This is a genomic window from Buchnera aphidicola (Eriosoma grossulariae) (assembly GCF_964059045.1).
GTDB classification, from domain to species: Bacteria; Pseudomonadota; Gammaproteobacteria; order Enterobacterales; family Enterobacteriaceae; genus Buchnera_D; species Buchnera_D aphidicola_A.
In genome coordinates this window covers 286533-308057 of the sequence record NZ_OZ060402.1, presented here as the reverse complement: position 1 = coordinate 308057, position 21525 = coordinate 286533, and the positions used below count along the sequence as shown (strand labels likewise).

Genomic DNA, 21525 nt, shown 5'->3' with positions numbered 1-21525 from the left:
TTTAAAAAAGCTTAAAAAATTTTAAATCAATTGATAAAATATGTGTAATTGTTTCAAAATTATTGATATTAATTAATAAATTAAATTAATAAAATATTAATAAAATAATAACTATTATATTAATTTACAATTTAAATAAAATGTTTTTATCAAAAATCAATGTATTACGATAATTATTGTGTATTATTTTAAAAATAATAAAAATTAATTAAAATAAAATATTCTTATATTTAAATAATTTTTTGATCACTTCATTAACATGTATTAATGTTAATTTTTTTGATATTTTTATAGAAAATAATGAAAATTTTAAAATTTAATCCATATCAATAATAAATTTATATATATTTATATTTTGAATGATTTTTTATTTTTAACAATCTAAAAATATTATTAAAAATAATATTTTTAGATTGTTAATTTATTTAGTTTATGTTTAAAAGATAATATATTTTGAATGTTTAATAAATATTTAATAATATCAAAATAAAAATAAAATTATTTTAATAAATTTTAAAAAATTAATAAGATTTTTGAAATTAAAAATCTACTTAAAATTTTTAATTTCATTTAAATATATACAATGAATTGTTATTATTAATATATAATTGCATTATATTTGATTGAAAATTTTATAAAAAATTAAAAATAAATAATTTTTTTATAATAAATATTTGTTTAAAATATTAATATTAATTATTAAATTGATATATAATTTTTAAAACAATTAAATTCATTCTAACTATAATTATTATTCAATATGATATGTTCATCACAAGAAAAAAATATAAAAAATTTTGAATTATTTTTAAATGTATTCCGGGGGAAAATTATATTTTTTGTTGAAAGTAAAAAAAATTATTATCATTTATTAAATATAATATCTTACTTTAAAATTTTACCAAAACAAATATATGAATTTAATATCAAACAATTTTTAGATATAAATAAATCAGAAAAATATTTTTTTATTTTTAAAGAAAAAAAATATGGATTTATTGATCAAAAAAATAATATTGCTTGTCTTTGTGTTAAAGATATTTTAAACAACCAACTCATCTGTTCACCTTTTTATCAATATCATAAAAAAAACCAAGGTAAAGAATTAAATCATCAATTTCAATTAAATCTTAATCAATTAGTTGTTCATTTTAAACATGGAATTGGTCGATATAAAGGTTTAATAATGTTGGAAAATAATGGAATTAATAATGAATATTGTATTATTGAATATGCAGAAAAAGCTAAATTATATGTTCCTATTACTTCTTTAAATTTAATTAATCATTATAGTAATACATCTAATGAAAATATTTTACTAAATAAATTAGGCAATGATCAATGGATCAGGGAAAGAAAAAAAATTGAAAAAAAAATATATGATTCTACAGCATTATTATTAGATATTTATGCCAAAAGAGCTACTAAATTAGGTTTTTCTTTTAATTTAAAATCCAAAAAATATAACAATTTTTGTAAAAAATTTCCTTTTGTTCTAACAATAGATCAAGATAAAGCAATTAATGAAGTATTGAATGATATGGAAAAACCAATACCTATGGATCGTTTAATTTGTGGAGATGTTGGTTTTGGAAAAACAGAAATAGCTATGAGAGCATCATTTATAGCAACAGTCAATAAAAAACAAGTAGCTATTTTAGTACCAACTACACTATTAGTACAACAACATTACAATAATTTTGTTGATCGTTTTTCTCATTGTTCAGTAAGAATAAAAATGTTATCGAGATTATGTAAACCAAAAGAAATATCATTATCTATTAATGAAGCTAAAGAAGGAAAATTAAATATTTTAATTGGAACTCATCAAATGTTATTAAAAAATATACAATGGTTTAATTTAGGATTACTGATTATCGATGAAGAACATAAATTTGGTGTGATACATAAAGAAAAAATAAAATCATTATTTACTAATATTGATATATTAACTTTAACAGCTACTCCTATTCCACGTACATTAAATATGGCTATGCATGGTATTAGAGATTTATCAATTATAACAACCCCCCCAGAAAAAAGACTAGCAATTAAAACAATAATTATAGAATATGATATAAATCTAATTCGAAAAACTATTCTTAAAGAATTACTTAGAGGAGGTCAAATTTATTATATTTATAATTCTATTCAAAATATTGAAAAAAAAGCTATACAGTTAAATAAATTAATACCAGAAGCAAAAATAAAAATTGGACATGGTAAAATGAATAGCACAAATTTAAAAAAAATAATGCATGATTTTTATAATCAAAAATTTAATATTTTACTGTGTACAACAATTATTGAAACTGGAATTGATATACCATATGCCAATACCATGATTATTGAAAAAGCTGAGCAATTTGGATTAGCACAATTACATCAATTAAGAGGAAGAATTGGTCGTTCTCATCAACAAGCATATGTATTATTATTAATAAAAAACTATAAAAATATTAATGATAATGCAAAAAAAAGACTTGATTCTATTTATTCTTGTCAAAACATTGGTGATGGATTTATTTTATCTAATCAAGATTTAGAAATTAGAGGAATGGGAGAAATCATTGGTCATGACCAAAGCGGTCATATGAGTAAAATTGGTGTTGTTCTTTATAAAGAAATGTTACAAAATACTATAAGTATGTATAAAAAGTGGGGCAAGCAATATGCTCAAAAAATCAATGTACATAATACAGAAATAGAAATTAATATTCCTGCTTTATTACCAGAAACTTATATTTCTGATGTTAATACTCGTATTAACTTTTATAAAAAAATTTCAAATTGTCATTCTAAAAACGATATAAACAATATTAAAAATGAATTAATTTATCATTTTGGAATTATGACAGAACCTGTAAAAAATTTAATTACTATTACTGTTATTCGTATTTTATCCAATAATATAGGCATTAAAAAAATTTATTCTAGAAAAAAAGAAGGATTTATAATATTTCATCATAATCATGATATTAATTTTAATTGGTTAGTTGAAAAAATAAAATTAGAACCTAATCAATGGAATATCATTAGTTCTAATAAATTAAAATTTATTCATAATTTATTTAATAATCAAGATATATTAAAATGGATTTTAAATTTTATTAAATTACTATATAAAAATAGAATATTTGATAATAAAAATTAAAAAAATATTTTTATATAAAAAAACAATATTCATAAAAATATATACATATATTTTTATGAATATTGTTAAATTAAATCACTTTTATAAATTAATATTATTAAATTTGATATTATTAATTTCATAATAATAAATTTTTATAATCGTATAAAAATTTGATATTGATTAAATATCAATATTTAGAATATTAAATGAATAATATATTCTTAAACCTAAAAATTAAATATTGATTAAATTGAAACAATTAAATCAATATTTAATTAAAAATTTTATTTTTTAATATAAAATTAATATAAAATGTTTAATTAATAAATAAATTTTTTTATTAGAACAAATAATTATTTTAATAAAAAACAAAATATTTTAAATCAATGATTATATATAATCATTGATAATATATACAACATGAAAATAATTTAATTTCACATTATTAATCAAAAACAAAAATATTTATTTATATTTTTAATGGAAACAATATGTATCAATATGTTTATATTTCTACTACAGGTAGTAATCAAATTGAAGTATGGCAGCTAAATGAAAATGGAATATTAAAATTAATACAAATAATTCCGATTAATGGTCAAGCTCAACCTATAAAAATATTTAAAGAAAAAAATATACTTTATGTAGGTATACGTCCAGAAAATAAAATTATTTGTTATCAAATTTTAGAATCAGGAATGATTAAAGAAATATTTTGTTTTAAAATTAATGATGCAATTAATTATCTTGCTATTCACAAAAACAAACAATTATTGATTTATAGTTCTTACCATTCTGGATTACTAACTGTAATTTTATTAAATAAATTAGGATATCCAAAAAAAATAATTAAAAATATCTATAATTTAGATGGATGTCATTCTTGCGTTATCGACTACAGTCAAAAATTTTTATTTGTTTCTGCTTTAAAAAAAGATAAAATTTATTTATATAATTTTTATAAACAGACAATATGTATCAACAATAATCAACAATATGTAAATACTAATAAAAAATCCGGACCAAGACATATTGTATGTCATCCAAATAAAAAAAATTTATACCATATTAATGAATTAAACGGTACGATTGATGCATGGCATATTGATCATATCAATAATTCTATTAAACATATTCAAAATATCATTTTTATTCCTAAAAATTTTAATGGAGTTCCATGGTCATCAGAAATTCGAATATCACCAACTGGAAAATATTTATATGCTACAGATAGAAATACTAGTATGCTTTTTGTTTTTAAAATTAATTTATCCAACGGTTTTTTAATGCTAATACAAAATATTAATACAGAATTACAACCTAGATCGTTTGATATTGATATGTATGGAAAATATTTAATTGTAGCAGGAGAAAAATCTAATTTTATTAGTATTTATTGTATCAATTTAAAGACAGGTTTTTTAAAACTTATTCAACGTTATCCAGTAGGAAAAAATCCTTTATGGATATCAATTAAAAAATAAGTATATAAAATATTATCGATTAATATTTTAATTTGATTATTTTTTCATTGAGATAAATAATAATTATTATGTAAATTAAATTAATGAATCATAAAAATATTTTTAAAAATGAATTAAAAAATATTTTTTATTAATTTTTTTTAAAATATCATCAGATAAAATTTTACATAAATTTATCAATTTTTTATTTAAATAATAAAAATATTGATTGGTTTTATGTAACAATAAAAAAATCATTTTGATTATATTAATAATTATATTTTAAAAATAATTATTAAAATATACTTAGTTAATATAAATTAATATCTATTATATAATTATTCATCTATATATTAATATACATGATTTTTTTGGAGATTAAATTATGAAAACATCTTGGAATTATGATCAGGTCATGCTGTTAATAAAAAAACCATTTTTTGAATTAATGTTTCAAGCTCAAACGATACACCGTGAAAATTTCAATCCTAATAAAATACAAATTAGCACTTTATTATCTATAAAAACTGGTGCATGTCCAGAAGATTGTAAATATTGTCCACAAAGTTCTCGATATAAAACTAATATTGATATTCAACCTTTGATGCAAATAAACAAGATAATAAATGCTGCAAAAAAAGCTCAATTGTCAGGATCTTCTAGATTTTGCATGGGTGCTGCATGGAAAAATCCTAAAGATAGAGATATGCCATATTTGATAAAAATTATAAAAGAAGTAAAAAAACTAGGAATGGAAACTTGCATGACACTTGGAATGTTAACAAAATCACAAGCAAAATTATTACATTCTGCAGGATTAGATTTTTATAATCATAATTTAGATACTTCGAATGAATTTTACAAAAAAATCATAACAACTAGAACTTATCAAGATAGATTAAATACTTTGAATATTATTCGCAATAGTGGAATGAAAATTTGTTCTGGAGGTATTATTGGTTTAGGTGAAACTATTACAGATCGATTACAATTATTAATTACATTATCCAATTTAGAAAAACCACCAGAAAGCATTCCTATCAATATGTTAATAAAAATAAAAGGGACTCCATTGGAAAATGTGAATGAAGTTGATCCTTTTGATTTTGTTAAAATAATTGCATTAACTAGAATTATGATGCCTAAATCTTATATTAGATTATCTGCAGGAAGAGAAAAAATGAATCAACAAACACAAGCAATGTGTTTTATGGCTGGAGCTAATTCTATTTTTTATGGTTGTAAATTACTTACCGCTTCCAATCCAGAAGAAAAAAATGATCTTGAATTATTTAAAAAATTAAATTTGTCACCAGAAAAAAAAATTTTAAGTAAAGAAAAAATTGAAAAAAATACTATTCTATTTAATAATATATCTAAGATAAAAAACAAAAATTATTATAACGCAGCACAATAAAAATAATAATTTTTATGTTTGAAATAAAAAATTATTTTCATAATATCTATATATTGTACTGTTGCATAATCATAATAAACATTAATTTTATATTTTAATGTACATGTTATAATTTTTAACATTTATTAAAGTTATAAAATATCAATAATATTATTGTTAATAAACAAGTTTATTAACAATAATAAAAATTTATTGTTTTCGTTAATATTCAATTTCATTAATATAAAATGTCTATTTTTTTATAAATGGAATTTATATATAGACTGGGAACCGTCTACACATATTTAGAACTTGTTTTTTAATCATTTTTATTTGATTGCTATCACTGCTATCATTTAATATATTAATTATCCAATATGTTAGTTGTTCTATTTCTTTTTCTTTAAAACCACGACGAGTAATAGCTGGAGTTCCTATTCTTATACCTGAAGTTACAAAAGGATTTTGTTTATCATAAGGTATAGAATTTTTGTTAACAGTAATATTGGCTAAATCTAATAAATTACTAGCCATTTTCCCAGTTAACTTTTTATTTTCTAAATTTAATAAAAATAAATGATTATGAGTTCCACCAGAAATTACATGATATCCTTCAGCAATAAAAATATTTGACATATATTTTGCATTATTTAAAATTTGTTTTTGGTATTCTTTGAAAGATATTTCCATAGCTTCTTTGAAAGCTATTGCTTTAGCAGCTATAACATGCATTAAAGGACCTCCTTGAATACCAGGAAATACAGAAGAATTAATTTTTTTATACAAGGATTCATCTTTTTCTTGAGATAATATCAAACCACCTCTCGGTCCAGCTAAAGTTTTATGAGTAGTAGTTGTTACTACATGTGCATAAGGTAATGGGCTAGGATATAAATCAGTTGCTACTAAACCAGCAATATGAGCCATGTCAACTAATAAATACGCTTGAATATTATCTGCTATTTTACGCATTAATTTCCAATTACAAATACCAGAATAGGATGAAAAACCTCCAACAATTATTTTTGGTTTATGTTTTTCTGCAAGATCATTTAAATTTTCATAATCAATTTCTTCATTTTTGTTTAGACCATATGCAATTGAAAAATATATTTTCCCAGAGAAATTTACATATGCACCATGAGTTAAATGTCCTCCATGTGTTAAATCCATTCCTAATATTTTATCTCCTGGATTTAATAATGCATGATATACAGCAAAATTAGCTTGTGAACCTGAATGAGGTTGTACATTAGCATAATTGGCTTTAAATAACTTCTTAGCCCTTTGAATAGCTATGTTTTCAATAGTATCCACATGTTGGCAACCATTGTAATAACGTTTTCCAGGATAACCTTCAGCATATTTATTTGTTAATTGTGATCCTTGAGCTTCCATAATTCTTCTACTAACATAGTTTTCTGAAGCTATTAATTCAATATGATTTTCTTGTCTATTATTTTCTGATTCAATAGCATTCCATAATTTAATATCATATTCACGAATATTATTTTTATTTTTAAACACAATTGTAATTTATCTCATAGTTAAAATGCATTGTAATTAATATTGATTATATATAAAAATATATCAATAATATTTTAAATAAAAAATTATTTATAATTATTAAAAATAATTTTTTATTTTATTTTAATTAAATATTTTACTTAATGTTTCTATCACTTCATGTTTAAACAAATATATTACACTATTTTTTTTTAAATTTTGCATAGATACGACAAATTCATGATTTTTGTTTTTAAAAAAAAATAAAACAATTAAAGTGAAAAATTTATTAGCTTTTTTTAATTGTTTTTTAATTGATCCACCTGAATAATTTATCATGACTTTTAAATTTGGAAATTTATTTCTAATTTCTTCGGCTAGTTGCATCGATTCAATCGTATAATTAGAAAAAAGAATATTTATATCTATTGAAAAATTCGATTTTATACATGACGTTTGATATATATTTTTAAACAATAACATTAAACGTTCCATACCAAGAGCTAATCCAATTGCAGGTACAGATTGATTACCTATATAAGATACTAATGAATTATAACGTCCACCAGCACAAATAGTATTTTGAGATCCTAAATATTTTGTAGTCCATTCAAATACAGTATCATTATAATAATCTAATCCTCTGACTAATAAACTATTAATTTGATAATTAATATTCATAGAATCTAATAATTGACACAGTTGTTCAAAATAAACATATGATGGTTTATCAAAATAATCATGTAATTTTGGCCCTTGTTTTAATAATAGTTGAACGTTTTTATTTTTAGTATCTAAAATTCTTAATGGATTAGTCAATATTTTTTTTCTTGATTCTAAATCTAAAGATAGTTTATTTTTATTTAAAAATATTATCAATTCTTTTTGATATATTAAACGAGATTGAAGAGATCCTATTGAATTAATTTCTAAATTTAAATATGGTAATAAATTCAATTTTTTCCACCATCGCACTGTTAACATAATTAATTCTACATCAATATCAGGACCATCAAAACCAAAAGCCTCTACTCCAAGTTGATAAAATTGTCGATATCTGCCTTTTTGTGGTCTTTCATATCTAAACATTGGACCAAGATACCACAATTTTTGTATTTGATTATAAATCAAACCATTTTCTATACATGCTCTTACACATCCAACAGTTCCCTCAGGTCTTAGGGTTAAACTATTTCCACTTTGATCTGTAAAAGAATACATTTCTTTTTCAACAATATCAGTAATATTCCCTATTGTTCTTGTAAATAAATTTGTATTTTCTAAAATAGGCATGTTAATTTCAGAATAACAATAATTATTTAATATTTTTATTAATATATTTTTTATATTATTAAAAATACTTAGATCTTTTGGTAAAAAATCATGCATTCCTCTAATAGATTGAAAATTTTTTTTCACTATATTGCCTTAAATAATCATATTATTATATAAATAATTCTTTTAAAATAATAATTGTTATTCATATTTTACTAACGATAATAAATATTAATACATTTTTTTTTAATACGCACAATAATTTTAATAATTAATAAATAATAATAAATAAAAATATTAATAAAACAAATAATTATTTATATAAATATTTTAATTAATATTTTTACGACAGTAATAGTATCTTTTTAACTATAAATTTTTAAAAATTTTTTTGGCCAATTAATTGACCACAAGCACCATAAATATCTTGTCCTCTATTTTTTCTAATAGTATTAAAAATACCATGGTCTTTTAAAAATTTCGAAAATTTTATTATTTTTATCTTGCTACTACAAACATAGTTAGATCCAATAAAATTATTCCAAGGAATTAAATTTACTTTATTTGGAATATTTTTTAATAATTTTACTAATTCTTTTGCATGTTCTAATGTATCATTAATATTATTTAACATAACATATTCAATTGTTACATAACCCCTGTTAGCAGTAGATTTTTTTAAATATTGTTTTACTGCATTTAATAATAAATCAATATTATATTTTTTATTAATTGGCATTAATAAATTACGTAATTGATTATTAGGGGCATGCAATGAAATAGCTAAAGAAATATCTATTACTTGACTCAATTTATTTAATGCAGGAACTATACCAGCAGTAGAAATTGTAAGATGATTTTTTGATAGTTGAAAACCATTTTTATCTAACATAATTTCTAATGCACTGACAACATTGTTAAAATTTAATAATGGTTCACCCATACCCATAAATACTACATTTGTAATTTTTGGAAATTTATTTGAATTTTTTAAATTAAGTATTTTTGAAACATTCCATAATTGGCCAATAATTTCTGATAAATTTAAATTTCCTTGAAAACCTATTTTACCTGTAGCACAAAAATGACATTTTAAAGCACATCCAAATTGTGAAGATACACATAACGTAGCTCTATTTTTTTCTGGGATATAAACTGTTTCAAAAAATTTAGATTTTATTTCTACAGTCCATTTAATTGTTCCATCACAAGAATATTGAGGGTTTAAAAAAACAGGAGAAGCAATATATGCATGTTGATTTAATTTCATTTGTAATGTTTTATTTAAGTTTGTCATTTTATAAAAATCAGTACAAAAATAACGATATATCCATTGCATAATTTGAATAGCTCGAAAAGGTTTTTCTCCTAAATTCTGCATAAATTTTTTCAACTGACAATAATTTAAATTTAATAAATTAATTTTTTTAGAACATAAAAAAGCATGCTTTGAATGTATTGACATATTCTTTCTTTACATTTTTAATATTGTTTAAAATACAATAAAGTAATTATAATTAACAAAATATTGTAATACTATAAAATTACAGAATTTTAAATTATTTTATCTAATTCATATGTTGATATATTTCAAAAAATTTATAAACCTTATATATATTAATAATTGTTGTATGTAAAAAAATATTTTTTTATTAAAATAATCAAGTATATATAAGTATATATGACTTATTATACTTCAATTAAAAATAATTTATTTAAATATAATTTTTAAAAAAATCAATACTTCAAGAATATTTTTGTATATAATTATATATACAATTTATCATTATAAAAAATGGAAAAATTTATGCATCCAATGTTAAATATTGCTATACGTGCTGTAAGAAAAGGAGGTAATTTTATTGTTCAAAAATATGATTTACAAAAAAATACAATTTGCAAAGATAATAATATAAACAATCTTGAAAATATTATTTATATTTCTGAAAAAAAAATTATAGAAACTATCTCAAAATCTTATCCTCATCATGCAATTTGCACTAACAAAACTATATTAAACAAGAAATTCAATGAGATTCAATGGATTATTAATCCATTAGATGGTATAACTAATTTCAGCAAAAATATACCTCATTTTTGTATATCTATAGCTGTTCAAATAAAAAATCAAACAGAGATTTCTGTTATTTACGATCCTATTAAGAATGAATTATTCACCGCGATTAAAGGAAAAGGTGCTCAAATTAATGGTTATAGAATGAGATGTAACAATGTTTCTAAATTGATGTTTTCTACTATTTCTATCAATATTTTAAATCAACATAAATCACATAATTTATATTTGCAAATAATGAAAATTTTACTTATTGAAAAAATACATTTTCGATTGAGTGGTTCAAATACTCTTGATTTAGCTTATGTCGCAACTGGAAGATTAGATTGCTTATTTAATATGAATTTTACACCATGGAGTTTCTATGCTGGAGAATTACAATTAAAAGAATCTGGTGCTTTAATATGTGATTTTAGAGGTGGTTGTAATTATCTTCAATCCGGTATTTCTTTAATAGGACATTCTAAATTTATACGTTTAGTTTTTGATAAAATAAAAAACATTAAATATTAATATTTTAATATTATATTTTTATATATTTAAAAAAATTGAAAATAAATATCAATAAAAATAAAATTTATAATATTTAATATTATGCAATAAAAAAATATTTTAATATTATTGACCTGAATATATTTTTATATAAAATAAATTAAATATATATTATTCATCATTATTGTAATAATTACTTAATGGGTAATGATATTTTTTGAAATATTTCATCAATTTCTTTATTAGAACGAAGCGATAATGCATAATCTACTAAATCCCGAGTTAAATGATTAGCAAATTTTCGAATGAAATCATACATATAACTTCTTAAAAAAATAGTTCTTCTAAAACCAATTTTAGTCGTACTGTTAGAAAAAATATTATTAACTGATAATTGAAATAAATCTATATCTAATTTTTTATCAATAGCCATACTAGCTATAATACCAACTCCTAATCCTAATCTGACATAAGTTTTTATTACATCTGCATCTGTAGCTGTAAATACTATGTGAGGTGTTAAACCAGCTTTATTAAATGCTTGATCTAATTCTGATCTACTGGTAAATCCAAATGTATAAGTTACTAGTGGATATTTAGATAAATCTTCAATAGTAATGTATTTTTTATTAGCTAATTCATGTTTTAAAGGAACTATAATAGATCTATTCCAATAATAACATGGCAACATTAATAACTCTTCATATAAATGAAAAGATTCAGTAGCTATAGCAAAATTAACATTACCCCTGGCGACAGAATCAGCTATTTGTTTTGGTGAACCTTGATGAACATGCAAAGATACTTTAGGATATTTTTTCATAAAGTTTTTTATAATATTAGGTAATGCATATCTAGCTTGAGTATGTGTTGTCGCTATATATAAAGATCCTTTATCTGGGCATGTATGTTCTGCTGCAATTGATTTAATAGATTCAATTTTGGATAAAATGTCTCTAGCAATTCGGATAATTTCTTCACCAGTACTTGTTACATTAGTTAAATGTTTACCACTACGCATAAAAATTTGCACTCCTAATTCATCTTCTAACATTCTTACTTGTTTGCTAATACCAGGTTGTGAAGTATACAATCCTACTGCAGTAGAAGATACATTTAAATTATGATTTACTACTTCTACAATATAACGAAGTTGCTGTAATTTCATTTAATATTCCTTAGATATATTTCATTACAACGTTATTAAAATATTAATTTTAAGCACAACTATTAAAATAGTTGTCAATTAAATTAGTTTTTAAAATATTATTTTTTATAAATATTTATCATTCATTTAATACTGTCCATTCATTATTTTTAAAAAAAGCTCTCCATAAAGTATATCTACCATTTTTTTTTGAACCAATATATTGAACTTTTTTATTTTTATCAAATCTTAAAATAGTCTTGTTTCCTTCATTATCCTGTACAGGTGCACTAGTTAAATACAAAATTTCTGGAGGCAATAAATATTTAAAACGTACTAGTTCTTCTATATATGGTGTTCTAGTTTCACGAGAAACTGGAAAAGTGTTTGCGGCAAGAAATATTCCTGAAATTCCGTTTCTTATAACAAAAAAAGCATCTGATTTTTTACAAATTAACTCAGGTAATGGTATTGGAATAATTTTAGGCACATTGATTTTTCCGTTGTTTAAAATTTTTCTAGTATTATTACAATTATCTTTAGAACATAATAAAAATTTTCCAAATTTACCTACTTTAAAACACATTTGAGAATGACATATTTCACATTTCACCATTTGCCCCATATAATCTTGCATAGGGAAAAAACCTTTTTCTATTTTATAATAATTACAATCAGGATAATTATCACAGATATGTAATTTATGTTTTTCATCCATCAAATATTTATCAGTTGAAACGTGACATATCTTACAATTTTTATAAATATTATTTTTTTCATTATCATTACAAGATGATTGTATCATATTTAAAAAATCATATTCCGGAATTAAATTAATAGTATATTTACATTTTTCTTTAGAAAAATTAGAATAATTTGAACAAGACAAAAAAACACCTGTTTTTGCTGTACGTATAACCATACTATCTTGACAATTTTTACATTTTATAGAGGTATTTACAATAAAATTTGGTTTCATTCCTCCATTTTCTGGATTTTTTTCTGATTCTTTAAAATTTTGATAAAAATTACAAAAAAAATTATCTAACACAGTGATCCATGATAATTGATCATGAGCTATTTGATCTAATTGAGATTCCATATTTGCTGTAAAATCATAATTCATTAATTCTTGAAATGAATTTATTAAACGTTTAGTAACTATTTCACCAATTTTTTTAGCATAAAATTTATTTTGTTTTAAACAAACATATCCACGATTTTGTATAGTAGACATAATTAAAGAATATGTTGATGGTCTTCCTATTCCTTTTTTTTCTAATTCTTTAATCAAAGAAGATTCATTAAATCTAATAGGCGGTTTAGAAAAACATTGTTGATAATCTATAGATTGTATATTTAATTTGTCTCCAATAGAAAAGTTAAAAAATAAATTATTAGATTTTTTAAAATCTGTTTTTTTTATTATTTTAGTCCAACCATCAAAAAATATTTTTTTTATTTTTTTATGTAATTGAAAATTATGAGCTCGAATAGTTAATGTTTGTAATTGATATTGAGATTCAGTCATTTGAGAAGCTAAAAATTGAGACCAAATTAATTTATATATTTTTTTTTCATCTGAAGATAAATTATATAAATCATCACTACATTGAAATATATTTACTGGACGTATTGCTTCATGAGATTCCTGTGAATGATTGTTTTTTATAAAGAAATTTGGAATTTTTGGCAAATAACAATCATCATAATTTTTTTCAATATATTTTCTAACCATGTCAATAGCATTTTGACTAACCATAACAGAATCAGTTCTCATATAAGTAATATATCCATTTTCATATAATTTTTGAGCTATAATCATTGTTTTTTTTACTGAAAACCCTAATATATTACTAGCTGTTTGCTGTAAAGTAGAAGTAATAAATGGTGGATTAGATTTTATATAAATTATTTTTTCATCTTTATTTTCAACTATACAAGAAGACAATTTGATTTGATTACTTGCTAATTGTGTTTCTTGATGACTTTTAGGAATAAATAAATTATTTTTAAAATGAGTGACTGGTAAAACTAATGGTTCATTATCTAACATTTTAAAAGAAACATACATTTTCCAATATTCTTTTGGAGAAAAATTTTTAATAGAGTGTTCTTTATCAACAATAATACGCACTACTACTGATTGAACTCGTCCAGCGGAAAGATTTCTAGAAATTTTTTTCCATAATAAGGGAGATACCATATAACCTACAATTCTATCCATAAATCGACGAGCTTGTTGAGCATATACTTTATTCATGTTAATACTAGAATAATTTTTAAAAGCATATTTAATAGCATTTTTAGTAATTTCATTAAAAATTACACGACGAAATTTAGATTGATCACCTCCGATAATTTCTTTTAAATGCCACGCTATGGATTCTCCTTCTCGATCAAGATCGGTAGCTAAATAAATATAATTAGCTATTTTAGAAATAGTTTTAATTTCAGAAATAATTTTTTTTTTGTCTTTTAATATTATATATTTTGTTTTCCAATTATTATAAGGATCAATTCCAATTTTATTTAAAAAATTTTCTTTTTGGAATCCAATACAAGATTTTTTTTTATTTATAGTATTTATCTTTTTATTTTTATTTTGATAAATATTATTTTTTATTGGTAAATCTCTTATATGTCCAAAACTTGATTTAACAATATAATTTTTACCTAAATATTGACTAATAGTTTTTGCTTTTACTGGAGATTCAACTATTACTAAATTTTTATTCATATTATATAATTACCTAATTTTTTACATAAATTCAAAATATATTATATATATTAATTTTTTTATGAAAATAATTTTTATATTTACAGAACAATATTCATTAATGAATCTAATTATTTTTATATTAACAATGAATTAAATTATTAAATTTTAAAGAAAAAATAAAAATATTAAAAATTGATGTTCATTGTTAAATTATTAAAAATAAAAATAATTTTTTTTTGTTAAAATTGAAATATAAATATATTGAAAAATATATTTTAAAATATAAAAATTATTTAATTATTTTTATAAAATAAAATATAAAAATAAATTTTTTATTCATAATCTAATTTTAAAAAATAAAATGTTTGTTGAAAAAAACATGTAATAAAATTTAATGACTATTAATGATATTAATAAATTATCTATATTGATTTTTTATATAAAAATTCTTATGATATTTATTAAATTATTTAATACATTTTTTAATAAAAAACTTAAAAAATTTTTTTTTTTTAAATATTGTATATGAATTAGGCAAAAACGATTTTTTTTAGAAAAAATAATATCATCACTAGTATTAATATCATCAATTAAACCTTTTTTTAAAGCCACTGAACCAAACCAATATTCTCCATTAGAAACAGAATCTATATCTAAATTTGGTCTCATATCTTTTACAAAAGTTTTAAATAACGTATGTATTATTTTTAATTGATCACATAAATTTTTTCTTCCCTCTTCATTATTTTTACCAAATATCGTCAAATTTCTTTTATGAGATCCTGAAGTATGTAATTCAAAATCAATATCATTTTTCTTTAAAAATCTATTAAAGTTTGGTAATTGAGATACTACTCCTATTGATCCAATAATAGAAAATGGAGCAGCTACCAGATGATCAGCAACACATGCCATCATATATCCACCACTAGCAGCTATTTTATCTACTACAATAGTTAAATAAATATTTCGATTTTTCAGTCTTTGTAATTGTGAAGCTGCTAAACCATAACCATGAACTATTCCACCTGAGCTTTCTAATCTTAATAAAACCTCATCATTTTTTTGAGCGACAGAAATAATAGCTGAAATTTCTTTTCTTAAATTTGATACTTCATGAGCATCTGTGCTACCTTTAAAATCTAAAATATATAATTTTGGTTTGTTAATGTTTAAGTTATTTAATCCTGCTATTTTTGCTTGATGTATTTTATTCTTTATTTTTTTTTTTTTTAATTTATACCAGATTTTTTTTTCTATAGTAGACATTGTTGATAATAAAATATTATTTTTTATATCTTCAAAATCTTTATCTAAAATAGTAATTTTTATTTTACCATTGTTACTTCTTTTTTTTGAAATAATATTAGCGATGAAGAAACAAGTAGTTATCGTTAATATTATGATAGTAAAAAATTTTGATATAAACAAAAAATAATTACACAAAAAATTCATAATAATCACCATTATTATATTTTTATATATTTTAAATTTATCTCAATATAATAAAAAAATCTATTTTTATCATAACAAAAATAAAAATATTTTTATAAAAACAATTTTTGATTGCATTAAAAATGATGAATTTTAAATAAACATTATAAATAAAATATTTTTTAAAATAATTATAAAAATGATAAAATGATATTTATTTAAAAATATTATAAAAATTATATATTATAAATATTTTTTTTTAGAACTAATTTTGATAAGATTATGAATATCAAGATATTTTAATTCTTTCCAATGTCCTAATTTTAAATCTGGAGGTAAAACAATATTACCATAACGAATTCTTATTAATTTACTTACAGAACAATTAACAGATTGCCATAACCGTCTTACTTCCCTATTTCTACCTTCCAGTAATGTTACTGTAAACCACTTATTTTTTCCTTTTCCACTTTCATATTTAATAATATTAAATTTTGCAAAACCATCTTTTAATATTCTTCCTTGTTTTAACAAATTTATTTTAGATTCACTATTATTTAAACTAAAAACACGAACTTTATATTCTCTTTCTAAATTAGAACTAGGATGCATTAAAGTATGTGCTAAATTACCACAATTAGTAAATAATAAAATACCACTAGTATTTAAATCTAATCTGCCAATACTAATCCATTTTTGATTAGTTAATAATGGTAACGATTTAAATACAGTATCTCGATTATTTATATCATAATTAGTGCAAATTTCTCCAACTGGTTTATTATAAATTAACATTCGAATTTTTTTTTTTAGTTTTTTTTTAAAATAATAAAATTTTTTATGAAAATATATAGTTTTTATTTTTTCTAATATAAATCGATCTCCAATATTGACTTTAAGACCATTGATGAACAACATTCCTGAAATAATTACTTGTTCTATTTTTCTTCTTGAACCCAATCCTAAATTTGCTAAAATCTTTTGTATTTTTTCTGTCATATGTATAATGTATCTTAAATTTGTCAAAATTTTAAAAAAGCAATATGTATGAATAACTTTATACAATTAATTAAAGAAATTAATTTTGTATTTATTTAATATCATTGATCATTTAAATTCTAATTCAATCATGCTTTATATAATAGATTATATAGATTATAAATAGATTATTTTTATATATAAAAATATGTATTTTATGTACTTAATACCATGAATAAAAAATCAATAAATATAACAATCAAAAAATGTAATTAATATAATTTAATATTAAGAATAATAAAAATTATTATCCAATACTATATTTTTTTTTTTTGACATTTGCAAGGCAACAAAGTTAACAAAATACCTAAGACTAATATAATAAACATAAAAAGAATATTCATAGAAACTACAGAACCAAAAAAAATATATTCTAAAAAAATAGAAATAAAAGGAAAAATAAGAAATATAATTGATGCTTTAAAAATACTAATTTTTGTTTGAAGATAAAAATATGCTAATATACCAAAAACTCCAGAAATATTACCTAAATACAATATAGCAAACATAGATTCTTTAGAAAAATGTATTAAATTTGGTTTTTCAAATATTATAGAAAACAATAATAATATTATTCCTGAAAAAAAAGATGGTAAAGTATTTAAAGTAAAAATAGATAAACTAGAAAATTCTTTTTTAGATTTAGAATAAATTAAAGCATGACTAATTAAAGCTAATAATAATGCTATTATTCCTTTCAATTGATTTATAGAACTAACATTTATTTGACTTAATAATATCATTAATAATGACGATAAAGATATAATTAAACCAACTACTTTAATTATACAAATTTTTTCTTTCATAATTAAGTATGAAAATAAAAATATTAAAACTGGCATAGTTGAAAAAATGATTGATGCTAATGATGAACTAACATGTGCACCGCCATATAACATAAGAGTAAATGGTAATAAAAAATAAAATATACACATTATTAATTGAAATTTTTTTTTACCAGGAGGAAATAAGAGTGGTTTTCCTGTTAATAATCCTATTAACATCAAGATCAAAGCAGTAATTAAAAATCTTACTGACGTGACAAATAAAGGAGGAATAGTCATTAATGCTATTTTCATAGCAATCCAAGTAGTCCCCCAAGTAATAGATACAATTAAAAATAAAATACAGATCATGACTTTATTGATCATAACCCCCTCACAATAAACAATCATTTTTGAATATAGATATAAGATATATATTAATTTATATTAATAAACAAATCTTATAAAATTATTGTTAATAATGATTTTTGGTATTTAATTAATATATATTATAACTATCTTTTAAATATGCAAATCTTTGCAAGATAGTTATCTTTTAACGATAACTATAAAAATTCTTTAATATAAATTAATTTTATTGTTTAAAAGAAAAATCTAGTATTATAATACTAAGTTTACTTATAGTTATTTTTTATATTTTTTCATTCTAACAATTTTAAAAAAGATCTACACATGAAAAAAATTTTAAACAAATTATATCAATTATCATCTTTAACAGAATATGAAAGTTATCATTTATTTAGTAATTTTATAGAAGGAAAGATAAACAATATACAGCTCAGCGCCATTTTAACTGCAATGAAAGTTAGAAATATTACTGCTGAAGAAATTGTTGGAGCAGTAAAAATATTTTTAAAAAAATGTGAATTGTTTCCTAAACCAAATTATATTTTTGCTGATATTGTGGGTACTGGAGGAGATTGTCAATATACAATTAATATATCTACTATTAGCGCTATTGTTGCTGCAATATCAGGTATAAAAATCATTAAACATTGTAATAATAGTATTTCTAGCAAATCAGGGTCTGCAGATTTTTTAAAATATTTTGAAATTAGTACTGATTTGTCATCATTGCAATCAAAAAATATATTAGATATATATAATATTTGTTTTTTACTGGCTACTAAATATCATACTGGATTTCAATATGCTATGTCAGTACGTAAAGTATTATCAACGACAACTTTTTTTAATATTATTGCTCCATTATTAAATCCAGCCAAACCATCTTTAATTGTTGTCGGTGTTTATAAAAAAACACTATTGTTAACGATGGCTAAAGCATTAAAATTATTAAATTATGATCGTGCAATAGTAATACATAGTAATGGAACCGATGAAGTTACATTAAATGGAATTACTGAAGTTGTAGAACTCAATCATAACAAAATTATTTCTTACCAACTAACTGCAGAAAGTTTTGGAATTAAAAATAATAAACAACATTTATTTAAAAATATTTCTTTTTCAAATGATTCAGAATCGATGAAAAATTTATTGGAAGGTAATGGAAATATTACTCATATGCAAACTATAGCAATTAATGTAGCCATGTTACTTAAAATATTTGGAAATGAAGACTTAAAAGAAAATACTGAATATGCATTGTCTATTATTACAAGTGGGAAAATTGATCAATATATTAAAAAAATTTCTAACAAAAGAGGATAATTATGAAAAAAACTTTTTTACAAAAAATCATAATAAATAAAAAAATATGGTTAGATAAAAAAAAAGTTGAAGAACCATTGTTGTCTTTTAAAAATAAAATAACAGTTACAAATAAAGATTTTTATCTTGCTTTAAAAAAAAATAAACCTGCATTTATTTTTGAATGTAAAAAATACTCTCCATCTCTTGGTTTACTTAATAAAAAATTTAATATAAAACAAATAGCTAATACATACAAGCATTATGCTTCTGTTGTTTCAATTTTAACAGATCAACATTATTTTCATGGTGATTTTCAAAATATTACTCAATGTAGATCAATTTTACATCAACCAATATTATGTAAAGATTTTTTTATCGATCCATATCAAATATATTTAGCTCGTTATTATCAAGCAGATGCAATTATATTAATGTTATCAGTATTATCAGATCAACAATATGTAATATTGTCTGAGATTGCTCAAAGCATGAAAATGGGAATCTTAACTGAAGTCAATAATCAAAATGAAGTAGACCGTGCTATTTATTTAAAAGCTAAAGTTATAGGAATCAACAATCGTAATTTGCATGATCTAACAATTAATTTAGATTATACTCGAAAATTAGCAATATCAATTCCAAAAAATATTACTATTATTTCTGAATCCGGAATATCAAACTATAATCAAGTCAGAGAATTAAGTGATTTAGTTAATGGATTCTTAATTGGTTCTTCTTTAATGTTGTCTAATAATTTAGAAGAATCTATTAAAAGTATTATGGTAGGGAAAAATAAAATTTGCGGATTAACTAGATTACAAGATGCCCAAACAGCTGAATATTATGGTGCTATTTATGGTGGTTTAATTTTTTTTAAAAATTCAACTAGATATATTCATGACAAAATTGCAAAAAAAATTGTAGAACAAGTAAAATTAAAATATATTGGTGTCTTTTGTAATGAACCTATTATTAATATTAATTATAAAATCAATGATTTACAATTGTATGGTATTCAACTACATGGTAGTGAAAATCAAGAATACATAAATAATTTATTAAAAATCATTCCAAAAAATACTCAAATTTGGAAAGCTTTTTATATTGACAAAAACATACCTCAATACAATTGGAAAAATGTTAATTATTATCTATTTGATAATAAAAATGGAGGAGGAACAGGTAAAACATTTGATTGGTCATTATTAAAAAATTCTTGTTTAAAAAAAGTTTTACTAGCTGGTGGGTTAAATGAACAAAATTGTTTTAATGCATCTAAAATCGGTTGTGTTGGGCTAGATTTTAACTCTGGTGTAGAAAAAAAACCTGGTGTGAAAGACAAAGAAAAAATTAAAAATATTTTTCATATACTTCGTTATTATAAATAATGCAATACAATTA

Annotated in this window: 13 protein-coding genes and 1 pseudogene; 6 read left to right on the top strand and 8 right to left on the bottom strand. The window is 21.0% G+C overall.

Annotated features, from left to right (window positions below):
* The first annotated feature begins 760 nt into the window (after positions 1-760).
* The 3 genes from mfd to bioB all read left to right on the top strand — a co-directional run bounded on the left by mfd (position 761) and on the right by bioB (position 6016).
* The gene (gene mfd, locus AB4W51_RS01300) at positions 761-3154 is read left to right on the top strand and encodes a transcription-repair coupling factor (RefSeq protein ID WP_367676346.1); all 2394 of its coding nucleotides are present in this window, start codon (positions 761-763) and stop codon (positions 3152-3154) included.
* Positions 3155-3627: 473 nt separating this feature from the next.
* On the top strand, positions 3628-4620 hold the full coding sequence (locus tag AB4W51_RS01295; RefSeq protein WP_367676807.1) for a beta-propeller fold lactonase family protein: 993 nt from the start codon (positions 3628-3630) through the stop codon (positions 4618-4620).
* A 364-nt stretch (positions 4621-4984) separates the two neighbouring features.
* A complete protein-coding gene (gene bioB, locus AB4W51_RS01290) occupies positions 4985-6016 on the top strand; it encodes a biotin synthase BioB (RefSeq protein WP_367676806.1) in 1032 nt (343 codons plus the stop codon).
* Positions 6017-6268: 252 nt separating this feature from the next.
* On the opposite strand, the gene glyA is transcribed toward bioB, so the two are convergent.
* The 3 genes from glyA to rlmN all read right to left on the bottom strand — a co-directional run bounded on the left by glyA (position 6269) and on the right by rlmN (position 10241).
* Positions 6269-7522 carry a serine hydroxymethyltransferase gene (gene glyA, locus AB4W51_RS01285; RefSeq protein WP_367676805.1) on the bottom strand — a complete coding sequence of 418 codons (1254 nt, stop codon included), beginning with the start codon at positions 7520-7522 and terminating at the stop codon, positions 6269-6271.
* Positions 7523-7645: 123 nt separating this feature from the next.
* Positions 7646-8920, bottom strand: coding sequence for a histidine--tRNA ligase (hisS, locus tag AB4W51_RS01280; protein WP_367676804.1), 1275 nt, complete (start codon positions 8918-8920; stop codon positions 7646-7648).
* Positions 8921-9155: 235 nt separating this feature from the next.
* Positions 9156-10241: a 23S rRNA (adenine(2503)-C(2))-methyltransferase RlmN gene (gene rlmN, locus AB4W51_RS01275; protein ID WP_367676803.1), complete on the bottom strand. Its 1086-nt coding sequence runs from the start codon at positions 10239-10241 to the stop codon at positions 9156-9158.
* Positions 10242-10583: 342 nt separating this feature from the next.
* Between rlmN and AB4W51_RS01270 the strand changes: the two genes are divergently transcribed.
* A complete protein-coding gene (locus tag AB4W51_RS01270; protein ID WP_367676802.1) occupies positions 10584-11363 on the top strand; it encodes an inositol monophosphatase family protein in 780 nt (259 codons plus the stop codon).
* A gap of 172 nt (positions 11364-11535) precedes the next feature.
* Here AB4W51_RS01270 and cysB read toward each other — a convergent pair whose 3' ends face one another.
* From cysB to AB4W51_RS01245, 5 genes are all read right to left on the bottom strand, one after another.
* Positions 11536-12510: an HTH-type transcriptional regulator CysB gene (cysB, locus tag AB4W51_RS01265; protein WP_367676801.1), complete on the bottom strand. Its 975-nt coding sequence runs from the start codon at positions 12508-12510 to the stop codon at positions 11536-11538.
* A gap of 118 nt (positions 12511-12628) precedes the next feature.
* Entirely contained in the window at positions 12629-15229 is a 2601-nt protein-coding gene (gene topA / locus AB4W51_RS01260; protein ID WP_367676800.1) for a type I DNA topoisomerase, read from the bottom strand.
* Between the two features lie 417 nt (positions 15230-15646).
* Positions 15647-16666: a protease SohB gene (sohB, locus tag AB4W51_RS01255; RefSeq protein ID WP_367676799.1), complete on the bottom strand. Its 1020-nt coding sequence runs from the start codon at positions 16664-16666 to the stop codon at positions 15647-15649.
* Between the two features lie 222 nt (positions 16667-16888).
* Entirely contained in the window at positions 16889-17644 is a 756-nt protein-coding gene (locus AB4W51_RS01250; RefSeq protein WP_367676798.1) for a pseudouridine synthase, read from the bottom strand.
* 296 nt (positions 17645-17940) lie between these two features.
* The gene (locus tag AB4W51_RS01245) at positions 17941-18831 is read right to left on the bottom strand and encodes a DMT family transporter (RefSeq protein ID WP_367676820.1); all 891 of its coding nucleotides are present in this window, start codon (positions 18829-18831) and stop codon (positions 17941-17943) included.
* A gap of 309 nt (positions 18832-19140) precedes the next feature.
* On the opposite strand from AB4W51_RS01245, the pseudogene trpD reads away from it, so the two are divergent.
* Both trpD and trpCF read left to right on the top strand, forming a co-directional pair.
* A pseudogene (trpD, locus tag AB4W51_RS01240) lies at positions 19141-20182 on the top strand (anthranilate phosphoribosyltransferase).
* Positions 20145-21512 (top strand): bifunctional indole-3-glycerol-phosphate synthase TrpC/phosphoribosylanthranilate isomerase TrpF, encoded by a 1368-nt coding sequence (gene trpCF / locus AB4W51_RS01235; RefSeq protein WP_367676797.1) that lies wholly within the window; start codon positions 20145-20147, stop codon positions 21510-21512. Before trpD ends, trpCF begins: the two are co-directional and overlap by 38 nt.
* Positions 21513-21525 lie beyond the last annotated feature (13 nt).

Coding starts and splice junctions, on each gene's coding strand:
- mfd (WP_367676346.1), top strand. CDS start 761: ATGATATGTTCATCACAAGAAAAAAATATAAAAAATTTTGAATTATTT.
- AB4W51_RS01295 (WP_367676807.1), top strand. CDS start 3,628: ATGTATCAATATGTTTATATTTCTACTACAGGTAGTAATCAAATTGAA.
- bioB (WP_367676806.1), top strand. CDS start 4,985: ATGAAAACATCTTGGAATTATGATCAGGTCATGCTGTTAATAAAAAAA.
- rlmN (WP_367676803.1), bottom strand. CDS start 10,241: ATGTCAATACATTCAAAGCATGCTTTTTTATGTTCTAAAAAAATTAAT.
- AB4W51_RS01270 (WP_367676802.1), top strand. CDS start 10,584: ATGCATCCAATGTTAAATATTGCTATACGTGCTGTAAGAAAAGGAGGT.
- cysB (WP_367676801.1), bottom strand. CDS start 12,510: ATGAAATTACAGCAACTTCGTTATATTGTAGAAGTAGTAAATCATAAT.
- topA (WP_367676800.1), bottom strand. CDS start 15,229: ATGAATAAAAATTTAGTAATAGTTGAATCTCCAGTAAAAGCAAAAACT.
- sohB (WP_367676799.1), bottom strand. CDS start 16,666: ATGAATTTTTTGTGTAATTATTTTTTGTTTATATCAAAATTTTTTACT.
- AB4W51_RS01250 (WP_367676798.1), bottom strand. CDS start 17,644: ATGACAGAAAAAATACAAAAGATTTTAGCAAATTTAGGATTGGGTTCA.
- trpCF (WP_367676797.1), top strand. CDS start 20,145: ATGAAAAAAACTTTTTTACAAAAAATCATAATAAATAAAAAAATATGG.